This is a genomic window from Bacillus cereus (assembly GCF_025917685.1).
Lineage (GTDB): Bacteria > Bacillota > Bacilli > Bacillales > Bacillaceae_G > Bacillus_A > Bacillus_A cereus_AT.
In genome coordinates this window covers 899492-912144 of record NZ_CP089518.1, presented here as the reverse complement: position 1 = coordinate 912144, position 12653 = coordinate 899492, and the positions used below count along the sequence as shown (strand labels likewise).

Below are 12653 nucleotides of genomic sequence, written 5' to 3'. Positions count from 1 at the left end.
GCCCCCACCATTTTTATTTTGATAGTTTCGCAATAGCAGCTTCTAAAATAGTAAGCCCTTCTTCAAGCTGTTCATCTGTTATAACAAGAGGCGGTAAGAATCGAAGTACGTTACTATAAATACCGGCGCTTATCGTAATGACCCCTTTACTATGCGTTTCCTTCATAATTGCTTTAACTTCTTCCGCTGCTGGCTCTTTCGTCTCTTTATTTTTTACAAGCTCAATTGCCGTCATAGCACCAAGGCCCCTGACATCACCAACTAGTTCATATTTCTCTTTCCAGCTATTAAACACTTCCATCATACGCTCGCCAATTTCTACAGCGCGCTTCACTAAATTCTCTTCTTCGATTACATCTAAAACAGCTAATGCAGCCGCGCAAGCAGCCGGACTTCCTGAGAAAGTACCACCTAATTGACCTGGTCCAGGTGCATCCATTAAATCCGCTCTTCCTGTTATTGCGCTAAGCGGCATTCCAGCAGCGATTGATTTTGAGAAAGTCATTAAATCTGGAGCTACGCCGAAATGATCCATTGCAAATAAGCTGCCCGTACGAGCGAAACCAGTTTGAATTTCATCCGCAATCATAATGATTCCATACTTATCACAAATATTTCGGACACCTTGCATGAATGTAGTCGTCGGAACGATAAATCCACCTTCTCCTTGAAGCGGTTCCAAAATAATTGCAGCGATATTATCACTTGCTACTTCCTCTAACATAAAGCGTTCGAAATACGCTAAAATTTGCGCGTCTACTTCTTCTTGTGTTAGCCCTTCGTCAGCACGGTAATAGTATGGATATGGTAATTTATATACTTCTGATGCAAACGGCCCAAATCCATGCTTGTACGGTTTCACTTTACTTGTAAGTGACATCGTCAAAAGTGTACGCCCATGATATGCACGCTCAAACGAAACGATCGCGCTTCTTCCAGTTGCTTTTCTAGCAATCTTCACCGCATTTTCTACTGCTTCAGCTCCGCTATTCGCAAACATCGTTTTTTTCTTAAAATCACCTGGCGTTAACTCATTCAGTCTTTCCGCCAGTGTAATATAACTTTCATACGGCGCTACATGAAAACAACTATGAATAGAAGATTCCACTTGATCTTGAATCGCCTTTACTACTTTCGGATGACAATGCCCGACGTTTTGCATACCAATTCCGCCCGCAAAGTCGATTAATTCATTACCATCTACATCCGTAATAATCGCGCCTTTTGCTGATTGCACATACAACTCTGTAATATTGTAAGGCCCTTCTGGCACCGCATTTTTTCTTCTTTCATGTAATATGCTAGATTTTGTAGTTGTAATATCCTTCTTCTCTTTTAACATGGTACATACCCCTTTTCTTATTTTTCTTCTAAACTAACTTCCGAATCTTTTATAATCGTAAAATCATTCAACTTTTGCTTATCTAACTTTCTAACTCTTAGAAAATAACTTATTATTACTAGGATCGTAGCTAGTAATGTCATGTAAAACTGCATACGCATATCTTCTATAAACGCCTGTGAAGCAAATATCGTGACAATCATTAAAAGCGTTGCATATGTGAGATAAGGGAATAACCACATTTTCACTTTCAGCTTTCCAGCCCCTTCTCTTTCCCTTTCTCGCCTTAACTTGACATGTGAAACGGCAACGAACATATACATAAGCATCGTTACCCCGCCTGAACTATTCGCTAAAAATGCGAACAGTTTATCCGGAGATATAAATTTCAACATCGCACAAATAAATGCAAATACGATACTTGCATAGATCGCTACAACCGGCGTCCCTCTACTATTTAATCGTGAAAAACTAGCCGGAGCATCGCCTTTTTTAGCAAGTGAAAATAACATACGCGAACTCGTATATATACCTGAATTCATAACGGAAAGTAGTGATAAAAAGACAACACCATTCATAATTTCTGCGGCTGCAGGTACTCCTGCCATATTAAATAAACTTGCATACGGAAGTTTTAATAACTCCTTATCCGTCCACGGAATAAACATAACTAAAATCGTTACCGAACCTACGAAGAAAAGCATTAGGCGCCATACAACACTATTAATAGCTCGTATAACATTCTTCTCTGGATTTTCCGATTCCCCGGCTGCAATCGCTGCTACTTCGCTTCCCGATAAAGAGAAAGAAATAAACACAACGCTCAGTAAGACAGGGACAATTCCATTTGGGAAGAAACCACCGTGCTCCGTAATAACAGAAAGACTCGGTCTATCCACCCCTGGAACAAGACCAAAGAACATTGAAACTCCTAAAATTAAAAACGCAACAATCGCAATAACTTTAATAAACGCTAACCAATATTCAAACTCACCGTACAATTTTACTGAATATACATTCGTCATCGTCATTAAAAGAACCATACATAAACTCGCGATCCATGCTGGAACTGAAGGGAACCAATTGTTAATCATCACGCCTAAAAGCACCGCTTCAATCGCGATAATAATGACCCAATTAAACCAATATAACCACCCAATCGTATACCCTGCCCACGGCCCAATTGCTTTATTCGCATACGTTGCGAAAGAACCGCTATCAGGATTTTCCGCTGCCATCTCTCCTAACATCCGCATCACGAGCACAACCATTAAAGCGCCAATAATATAGGACAAAATCGCTGCTGGACCCGTCGATTGAATAATCGTTCCACTTCCTACAAACAAACCGCCCCCGATAACCCCGCCAATCGAAATCATTGTTATATGCCGAGTTTTTAAATCCTTTTGTAACTCCTTTTTCTCTTTAGCCAACCAATTCACCAGCCCCTCCATTAGCGTGGACGTGCACCATACTCCATTGACAACGCTTTCTAAAAATCCCCTCCTACTTTAAGTAAAAAATAAAAAGAGCCAGAAAAACAACACATGCAACTGCATTGAATTTTACTGCCCCTATCCTTATGGCTCGTCCTCCTGCTAAGGAAGCTCAAGTGGAAAGAAGTTCCTCTATTCAATTGAATAAAAATATACCCGGGCTTACAGAGAGGCTAATCACTGTCATCCGATAATAAGTTAATCATAATACAAATAGACTGAATATTCAATGTTCATTTCTGTAAATTTCATGAATAAAAATAGAAAATTCTCTCGCCCAGGCACATATACTGTTCAAAAGAAAAAAGGAAGTGGTCTCATGTATTACGGAACAAAAGGCTGGTACGTAGCTGAACTTAAGAAATTAGGTGTTCGCTATCATGAAGGAAGAAAACTAGAAAGTTACCGCGGACACGTATTACGCAATTTACTAATTGCACAACAAGAGAAGACGAAAGAAGAGTAATTGTACTAACAAAATGATATCGATCGATTCTTAGAATATATCGACGTTTCGACCTGGAATATCGACTTATCGCCAAATCCCTCCCTCTATTCCACCAACCAATCACACATCATGCTAAGATTATGCAAACCAAAAAAGGTCACCAATATTTTATATTTAGGTTAGGTAAGTGGAACAGTTGAAATTAAAAAGACCACACATATTAAACACGTCTAATATGTGTGGTCCTTGTTCAGTTAAAATAATGATTTAGACTAAACATCACTGGTTTAATTGTATTTATCTATTCTTATGTTTTAAATTTAATAAAATAAGGATGTAGACTGTTGACTAAATTTCACTTTATACAAAGATTTTTTATTATTAAAAATTTCTATTTATTTAGAGTCCAAATATTCCATAAAACCCCTCATATAATTTAAGTACAAAACTTCACAAATTAAAAATTATATATGTGTTTTGAGTTTGTATAGAAAGTCAAAAGCGAACTTTTCCTTTTCCTTGTATTTTTCAATATTTTCGGGTAAGTAACAATGATGTTTATTAAGTATATTTGTTTCCAGATATTCAATCGTTTCTAGTAAGGATTGTCCCCTAAGTGATCCAGTGATTAAAGATTTAACAATTAAAAATGTCTCTCCACCCTCAAGTAAATGTGCATCGTGGAGAATTTTAGCTTCTAGGCTTTCTGGTTTTCCATCCTTTTGAGAACCGTCTGCTACTTCTAGAATTCGTTTTATTTTTTCTCCACTAAACCCAATACCCTTAAGAAATTCTTTAATACTTATTCTTATCTCTTCTTCATATATTACTCCGTGAAAATATGCGCCATATTTAAGTAAATCCTCATCTACTTTATTTTTATATATTTTAGCCATTTCTAGAGATAAATTTAAAATTCTTTTTATATGTTCAACATTGTGCATTATATCTTTTTGAGTATAGTAAGGTAATATGAAATCTTCAATTAATTGAATAGTGTCCAATTTCAACAGCTCCTTTAATTTTAATAAATGTATTTGATTTCCTCCCACATTATAGATCCATTTTCTTTAATTAAACTGTTCTTTAGTTGAATACAAATGTACATTCTTTTATTTAATTCCATACTATACATTTTAAACCATATTCCCAACCTTTATTTTCCAAATCAATTATGTAAATAAAAAAGGATAATCAGCCCTCATAATGGACTAACTATCCTATTAATTATTACCTAAATTTAACAAACGGGTGATCTTTCTTTCTTATTCACAAACAAGAATTTGTCTAGAAAATGATCCTTTTCTTGTGATACAGCGGTCTGTAATTTCAAATCCCGCTTCATGAATCATGTCGTCCATTGTTTCCATCGTGACAACGACTACTTTTTTTGCGATACGGCGCGCACTTGAAAGAATCGAGAGTTGATCTTCTGGTGTTGCGTGCGTAAATAGGTCGTACGGCATATCGATAATTGCGACGTCGTAGTTCTCAGTAATTTCTTCAATTGGGCCTTTTGTTACTGTTCCTTCAAATCCGAAATGTGCGATGTTTTTTCTCGTTCCAAGAACTACAAGTGGATTTATATCTCTACCAACGATGTTAATCCCCATAGAAAGTGCTTCTACTACTACTGTTCCAATTCCGCAGCACGGGTCAATTGCTCGTACTCCATCTGGGTTTGGTACAGCGATATTTGCGACAGCTCTAGCAACACGTGTGCTCAGTGATGTCGAATAGCTATGCGGTTTTTTTATGTGATGATACCAAACTGGATCACTTTCTACATAGTGCCCGAAGTACCAGCGTCCTCCAAGAGGAACAATCCCGAATACACGCTCTGGATTACGAACATCAGCTTCTCCTTCAATATGCATGCCAAGGTCTCGTTCAATAAGGCGTCTTTCCCCATATTCAATTTTATTTTCTTTACCAAGATCATTGATTTTAACGAAGATAACTTTGAATGTCGCTCCCGCTAAATCAATTTGTTCCACTTGTTCTAAAATGCTTTCTAAGTCGTCCCCTTCATACATAACCTCAACGCGCTCTTTAATAAACGGACTTCTACTCGGAGCAATCTTGACTTCACTTTTCAAAATATTAACGTGAGACTCCATCCCAAAGAACGAACGCATTTCCAAGTAACATAAAGCACGTTCCTCTTCTCGAAACGCATACGTATATATACATGCAGGTGTTTTACTATAATTACTCAATCTATTATCATCCTTTATCGTTTAAAATTGTTATGATTACAATTACTCAAATACCTTTTTACGTAAAATTAAATGATATCATATGCTCGAAATAAAGAGAAACCTTTATAATTTGTTTCATAAATAAAAGAGACTGCCCATTGGCAATCTCTTTTATTTATTAACGGAAAGAAGATACGTCGTTACCCATTGCTTCGTAGTAATCTAAAATACCTTGATAAATAGCTTCCGCTGCACTTTGTCTCTGTTCTGGTGTAGCAATTTTATCTGCATCACTTTTATTATCTACAAATGCTAATTCTGTTAATACAGCTGGCATTGTATTTTCTCTAGTTACGTATAAGTCCTGATGTTTCGCACCACGATCTTTTGTTCCAAGTGCTTTCACAAGACGTTTTTGAATTTTTTCTGCTAATAAACGACTCTCTTCTACATTTGGATTCGTTGCTCTTGCTCGTTCTGAGTCATAATATAATGTTTCTGTGCCTTGTCCATTTTTCAAGTCAGAACCATTAGCATGGATACTTACAAAAATATCTCCATTATTTCGCTGTGCAAATTCTACACGTTTTTTTAGAGAATCAGGACCACTTGTTCCCAGGCGTGTATCATCTGTACGAGTGAATAACACAGTAAACGGTGTCTTTTTCTCAAATATTTTCTGTAATCGTAATGATACATCTAATACGGTTTGACTTTCTTTCTCATAATAACCAGGGTTCCCTGAGTCAATTCCACCATGACCTGGATCAATAATAATCGCTTTACCTTCTAGGAAGTTACCTTGCTTCACTGGATTTAATTGATTTTTATCCATCCACTGGAAACCAACTCCCATACGGATACGAATCCAGCTATCTTTTTCTTCAATAACAGTTACTTGTTGTGCTTTATGTGTCCCTGCCACTGTAGACGTATGTGAAGCTTCTTGATATGTAGTAAATCCTTCATTAATAGACTCTGTTTTTTCTTGTAATGGCGTCCACTTCTCACCTTTACTTGTTACAACCTTCAACCATCCATCCCCTCTTTGCTCTGTCACTTCAATCATTTGCGGCTTATGTTGAACGTCAGTAATACCAGATGATAACGATGCTTGATGATATGTAATAAAGTTTCTATTCATATACATTCTTTTCGATGTATTTGTTTTATTTTTATCTGCCATCGCGATGAACTGAGCTGCTTCAGCACGAGTTACAGTACCGTCAGGATTCCAGCCATTTCCTGTACCCATTGAAATCCCTAAAGCTACTAAAATATTAGCTTGTTTCTTACCCCAATGCGGTTCCAAATCTTTAAACTGTGTTGGAAGTTCTCCAATAATTTTCTTATCTAATGAATATGCTTTTACAAGCATAGATGCCATAGATGCACGGTTAATTTGGCTTGATGGATTAAATTTCCCAGTACCATCTCCACTAATTACACCCGCTTTTTCTACCGCAGCAATATATGGTGCTGCCCAATGATCTTGCGAATCTTTAAAAGATGGTTTCGCTTTTGGATCAATTGGTAAACCAAGAACTACCGCTAATATTTTTGCAGCTGATCCTTTATCTACTGCTTCAGATGGAGAAAACGTTCCATCTGGTTTTCCATCAAGTGCTTTTTTCCCTACTAAATAGTCAACCGACTCCTGCGCCCATGTAGGAACATCCGAAAACTTTTTCCCTGCTGCGAAACTACTAACTGGAGACGATAATAAACTTGCGGCTAAAATACCTGCCGCGACTGCACGATACTTCATAAATAATAATACTCCCCTCGAAAATTAACGTTTTAAAAACACACAATCTTAATATACAAATTTTAGAAAATATAAATTAAAAAAATTAGTGCGCCTCTATCATTTTATAATACTAGAATTCTATAGTAAACCTACTTTTTTAATATTGCACAATACAATTTAAGTAGTTTTTATGCAAAAAAAAGTGGCTGATTCATAGAATCAACCACCCTCTCACTATTCTACTATCATTTCTGATAACACATATGCATAAACAAGTGCTTCTGTATGTACAATCGAGCTTTCATGCGTACGCTCAAATGCGTGAGAAGAATCAATACCAGCTCCAATTAATGCATGTTTCACATCAAATCCAGCGTGAATCGCGGCTGATGCATCTGATCCGTAGTATGGATAAATATCCACTTTATATTCAATAGCGTTCGCTTTCGCCAGTTCAACTAAATGCTTACGTAAAGCGTAATGGTATGGACCGCTAGAGTCTTTCGCACAAATGGATACTGTATATTCATCAGATGCTTGTCCATCACCTAACGCTCCCATATCAACTGCTAAATATTCTACAGTTTCTTCTGGAATGTTTGAGTTACCACCGTACCCAATCTCTTCATTATTAGAAATTAAGAAATGTGTTGTATACGGTAATGTTACCTTTTCATCTTGCAATCTTTTAATTAATTTTAATAGAATTGCTACACTTACTTTATCGTCTAAATGACGTGATTTTATGTATCCACTCTCTGTAATTTGAACGCGTGGATCAAATGAAACGAAGTCTCCTACTTCAATTCCTAACTCACGTACTTCATCTGCCGAAAAGACACGCTCATCAATACGCACTTCAATATTTTTCTCATCGCGCTTCGCTTCCCCTGCATCTTTGTACACATGGACAGAAGTTTGATGCATTAAAATTGTACCTGTATACTTCTTACCGCTTGACGTTTCAATTTCGCAATATTCCCCTTCTACAGAGTTCCAGCGAAATCCACCAATCATAGATAGACGAAGACGACCGTCAGGCTTAATTTCTTTCACCATCGCACCTAACGTATCAACGTGTGCAGTTAATAAACGATGCTGCTCATCATTCTTTCCTTTAACCGTTAAAATAAGAGCGCCTTTATTATTACGCTTCGTCTCTACATTCCACTCACTTACATAGTTTTCAATAAAATTAATAATTTTCGCCGTATTTCCAGATGGACTTGGAATAGAGACAAGCTCTTTAATTAATTCCATCGTTTCTTTTGCATGATGTGTCATTGTCGTTTCCTCCTCATTTTCTCTACTATTTAGTATAGCGAAATTACAATAAAACCTCTACTCATATAGTCTAATTTTCTAAATTATAGTAAAATTTAGTTTAGTAAGTGAAAAGGAGATAACAAAAATGAATGTAACGAAAAAACATGTACATATTGCACTTATTTGGTTTTTATCATCATTACTATGTTTACAAGTTTCTTATGTCTTTCACACTACTACCTCAATTACAATTGGCTGGGCATTAACGATTATTTTCTTAATCACTAGCCTAATTGTAGGAAAAAAGCACAGCGCTACTGAGTAAGCTGTGCTTTTTCTATTAAACTACTCTTCCGAAACGTCCATCAAATAAATCCCTCTTGTAAATCCGCCGCGTTCTTCTTCTTTTTGCTTACGAATACGCTCTATATCTTCAATTGTTGCACCTTCTGCACGCGCTAAAGAAATAATAACTTCAAGTGCGTCTGCAAGTGAATCTAGCGCATGCTCACGTTCTTTCATTGAAGCAAATTCACGAATTTCTTCTGTACCAATTTTCGCTAACGCTTGTATGTAAGCTTGTCCTGTTAATTTTTGTGCTGTATATGTTTTTCCAGACATTAAAATTTTCTCCGGGACACGGTCTCTCACTAACCTGTTATAAGTTGACATCACTTACCTCCTATTTTTAAAAACAACCAAGCTCTGCTTTATAGAAAAACCACTCTTTTTTCACACAAGCACTTAACATATCAATTCCCGATCCGTGCGCCCTTACTACCGGAAAGAAGTAATGCTCTGGTTCTTCTTTCTTATCGCCGTATAAGGTCCGGTACTCATCAGGAATCGCCTCTTTTTTCACATCCCGTGCTTTCTTCACTTCACCTGAGAAAGCAACAGTTGGATGTCCCTCAAAGAATAATGCAGTCCGCACCGCAAGAGATGGTGTACTATGCAAAGCATAATATATAAGTAAAATCATAACGATAACACCGATAATTTTCTTCATTTATTACTCCTAAAAAAAGTGCTAACACAATTATACTAAAATGTGTTAGCACTTTCTTCCCTTTATCTCGAATTAACGGGCAGTAAAACTAATAATCCGCGGGGGATAAACAAATCCCCTCGGATTACAGCTTCCCTTTATTCCCCTTTAAATGCTGGTAAACGTTTTTCTAGAAAAGCAGCAATACCTTCTTTATGATCCGCTGTTTGTCTCATCGCATATTGACCACGCTTTTCGAGCTGAAGCGTTTGTTCTAAATTAGAACGATTTACTTCACATAAAATTTGTTTCGTTTGAATCATCGCCTTAATTGGTTTGTGTAACCATTCATTAATTTTTTGCTTCACAGCCGTTTGGAAATCCTCACCGATTACTTCATCAATTAAACCGATATCTAACGCTTCTGTCGCTGATAATTTCTTCCCTTCCCAAATGATTTGCTTCGTCATATTTTCACCGACGCGCTTTTGAAGGAAGAAATGGCCACCACCATCTGGAATTAAAGCGATTCCAATAAAGTTCATCGCAATAACTGATGATATATCTGCCATAACATAATCAGCTGTTAATGCAATACTTAATCCAAGTCCAGCAGTTGGTCCATGAATTGCACTAATAACAAGCTTTGGCATCGTATATAACGTCACAACGATTTCAGCAATTGTATTCATAATGCCTTCAAACTTACTTTCATCATTACTTGAAAGCATCGATTTAATATCTCCACCCGCAGAAAAACCACGGCCACTGCCGCATAACACAACAACGTGAACAGAACTTTCCGCCACTTCTTTCAACTTTTGTAATAACTCTTTTAACGTTGGTTCATCTAATGCATTTAAAACCTCTGGGCGATTGACCATAACCGTCGCTACGCGCCCTTCATATTTTACAACAACAGATTCTGTTTTACTTGTTACTTCCATTATATATACCCCTCTTTTCCACATAAAGATTATACTTCTATAATTATAGAAAGCATGTTAAAAACCCTTCTTTTTTCTTAATTTTCTGTCTAATATTCTCGTAATTTGTATATATATCCGTATAAAACATACAATTTCGTTAAAAAATATAGAAATTAAAGTCGGTTTATCATTGCTTTTCATCTATTTACCATTGCAATGAAATGGTGTATTCTTAAGTTTGATGCAAAAAACAAACATTGAAATTCATTCACCTTACTATGCCAAAAAAAGGCTTTTATACCCATCTCTCGGGTGTTGAAATAAAGGAATGAAGAAATGGAGGAACATATGGTTACTAAGTTGAAACAAACGGCTAACTACTTCCCACATTTCCTATTGCTATTCATTGTGTTTCAACCAATTTTAGATTTATTAACATCTTTTTCAATCTATGTGTTACACATGAGCGCAACAGTTGGAATCGTAGTCCGTTTCGCCTTTATGCTTCTTGCATTAGGTTATCTACTTCTTCATAGAAAACAACACGGGGCAAAAAAGTACATTCTCTATTTATGCCTACTCGGGATCGTACTAGCAATTGGTCTTGTAAATAATATGATGGTCAAATCTCCAGTTTCATTTGGCGAAGAAGTGAAATTTATTTTAAAGAGCATATATCCAATTGTGCTACTGTTTGGATATATTATCGTCTTTAAAGAGTTAAAAAATAAAGAATATACGTTTCATAAAATCATTACATATTTCTTATATGCAACTTTAATTTTCAGCATCACACTGATTGTTGCAATGCAAACTGGTACAGATTTCCCAAGCTATCCTCACTCAAAGATTGGTTCAAGAGGTTGGTTCTTTGCTGGAAATGATTTAAGTTCTATTTTTGCAATTATGTTCCCAAGCGTAGTGTTATATTCGATTCATAAAACAACTTCTTTCTCGAAAATCTATTACTGGATTCCAACAATACTTGCGATGTATGCAAGTATTATGGTCGGAACGAAAGTAGGATATGGTGCAATTGTTCTAACGCTTGGCGTGGCACTTTTATTCTCATTCATTGAATATATGATTCATCGCAAAAAAGAAGGTAAAGGATTCACATATCTCGTAAATACAGTTGTTGCCGCTGTTGTTTTAGGAGGTTTAATTGCACTTACACCGCATACTCCTATTGCAAAAAATATGGGCATCCACATGCAAATATACGAATACAAAAAATCAGTACAAGAAGAAAAGGATAGAAAAGAAGGAAAAGTAATTAAAGAAGATCCAGACGAAGCAAAAAAACATGCAAAAGGTGAGCTAACAGACTCTGAGGTCAAAAGTTTAATTTACAGTGATCGCGATAAGTTTTTAAAAGTATACAAACAATACTATAAAGAAGCACCGCTATCACAAAAATTATTCGGAATGGGCTATGCTGGTAACTATACGGTTAAAATTAAATTAATCGAAATGGACTTCCACGATCTATTCTTTGCATTCGGAATCGTCGGTTTCCTTATTTACTTAATACCGCTTCTATACTTCGGTATTAAATTATTCATTCGCGTCATAACAAACTTTAAGAAAATAATAACCGTGAAATATATGCTATTAGCTAGCACTGTTGTACTATCACTTGGAATCGGCTTTATGTCCGGCCATGTATTAACAGCGCCGTCCGTTAGTATTTTCTTCGTTGTTATACTCGCTTACTTAATTGTTGATTTAGAAATAGAATAAAAAAAGAAGCAGCATCTATTTGGATGTGAACTGCACCCCAATTGTTAGACACACAATCTAACAATTGGGGTGCAGTTTTTCTATGGATAAATTTACCTCCTCTCATATTCAAGATACTAATTCTTACCGCTTCTGTAATAAGTGGTTTTATCTGCTTATTACATTTTTGTATAGACAGAAAATCTCGTTGTTCCTCTTCATTACTCCATACTTCAAAAACATATACAGCATTCGGCTCATCATTAGAATTACTTACAATATACACTTCACAAGTATCCCTAATGACTGCATTGATTCCTTCGCCTCTAACAAAATATCTGCTAATATATCTCGATTACTTTCTTCCACGATAAATTTGCCATACAATCCGAATTTACTCCCTATTCTCCTCCTTAGTTATGTCACTTCTCTTATCTCAAAATTAATAATTCCCATAAATCACTCAAATGCCTTCTTTTCCATTTTAAAAAACACTTAATTGCCCACCTTT

At 36.2% G+C, this 12653-nt stretch carries 12 protein-coding genes; 3 read left to right on the top strand and 9 right to left on the bottom strand.

Annotation, left to right across the window (positions count from 1 at the left end):
- Positions 1-13: 13 nt before the first annotated feature.
- Positions 14-1342: a 4-aminobutyrate--2-oxoglutarate transaminase gene (gene gabT / locus LUS72_RS04595; RefSeq protein WP_071747960.1), complete on the bottom strand. Its 1329-nt coding sequence runs from the start codon at positions 1340-1342 to the stop codon at positions 14-16.
- 17 nt (positions 1343-1359) lie between these two features.
- The gene (locus LUS72_RS04590; protein WP_097829828.1) at positions 1360-2784 is read right to left on the bottom strand and encodes an amino acid permease; all 1425 of its coding nucleotides are present in this window, start codon (positions 2782-2784) and stop codon (positions 1360-1362) included.
- Positions 2785-3088: 304 nt separating this feature from the next.
- Here LUS72_RS04590 and LUS72_RS04585 point away from each other — a divergent pair, with 304 nt between their 5' ends.
- Positions 3089-3304 (top strand): YflJ family protein, encoded by a 216-nt coding sequence (locus tag LUS72_RS04585; protein ID WP_141533295.1) that lies wholly within the window; start codon positions 3089-3091, stop codon positions 3302-3304.
- Positions 3305-3750: 446 nt separating this feature from the next.
- Here the strand turns inward: LUS72_RS04585 and LUS72_RS04580 are convergent, their stop codons facing one another.
- The 4 genes from LUS72_RS04580 to LUS72_RS04565 form a co-directional block, all read right to left on the bottom strand.
- Entirely contained in the window at positions 3751-4290 is a 540-nt protein-coding gene (locus LUS72_RS04580) for an HD domain-containing protein (RefSeq protein WP_097829827.1), read from the bottom strand.
- 261 nt (positions 4291-4551) lie between these two features.
- Positions 4552-5505, bottom strand: a complete 954-nt coding sequence (locus LUS72_RS04575; RefSeq protein ID WP_002116583.1) for a TRM11 family SAM-dependent methyltransferase — start codon at positions 5503-5505, stop codon at positions 4552-4554.
- A gap of 160 nt (positions 5506-5665) precedes the next feature.
- Positions 5666-7255: an N-acetylmuramoyl-L-alanine amidase gene (locus LUS72_RS04570; RefSeq protein ID WP_097829826.1), complete on the bottom strand. Its 1590-nt coding sequence runs from the start codon at positions 7253-7255 to the stop codon at positions 5666-5668.
- Between the two features lie 216 nt (positions 7256-7471).
- A complete protein-coding gene (locus tag LUS72_RS04565; protein WP_097829825.1) occupies positions 7472-8521 on the bottom strand; it encodes a M42 family metallopeptidase in 1050 nt (349 codons plus the stop codon).
- A gap of 127 nt (positions 8522-8648) precedes the next feature.
- On the opposite strand from LUS72_RS04565, the gene LUS72_RS04560 reads away from it, so the two are divergent.
- Positions 8649-8828, top strand: coding sequence for a hypothetical protein (locus LUS72_RS04560; RefSeq protein ID WP_097829824.1), 180 nt, complete (start codon positions 8649-8651; stop codon positions 8826-8828).
- Between the two features lie 20 nt (positions 8829-8848).
- Here the strand turns inward: LUS72_RS04560 and LUS72_RS04555 are convergent, their stop codons facing one another.
- The 3 genes from LUS72_RS04555 to LUS72_RS04545 all read right to left on the bottom strand — a co-directional run bounded on the left by LUS72_RS04555 (position 8849) and on the right by LUS72_RS04545 (position 10438).
- Positions 8849-9175: a nucleoside triphosphate pyrophosphohydrolase gene (locus tag LUS72_RS04555; protein WP_097829823.1), complete on the bottom strand. Its 327-nt coding sequence runs from the start codon at positions 9173-9175 to the stop codon at positions 8849-8851.
- Positions 9176-9191: 16 nt separating this feature from the next.
- The gene (locus LUS72_RS04550; protein ID WP_097829822.1) at positions 9192-9512 is read right to left on the bottom strand and encodes a hypothetical protein; all 321 of its coding nucleotides are present in this window, start codon (positions 9510-9512) and stop codon (positions 9192-9194) included.
- A gap of 137 nt (positions 9513-9649) precedes the next feature.
- A complete protein-coding gene (locus LUS72_RS04545) occupies positions 9650-10438 on the bottom strand; it encodes an enoyl-CoA hydratase (RefSeq protein WP_097829821.1) in 789 nt (262 codons plus the stop codon).
- 330 nt (positions 10439-10768) lie between these two features.
- Here LUS72_RS04545 and LUS72_RS04540 point away from each other — a divergent pair, with 330 nt between their 5' ends.
- Entirely contained in the window at positions 10769-12163 is a 1395-nt protein-coding gene (locus LUS72_RS04540; RefSeq protein ID WP_097829820.1) for an O-antigen ligase family protein, read from the top strand.
- Positions 12164-12653: the final 490 nt, after the last annotated feature.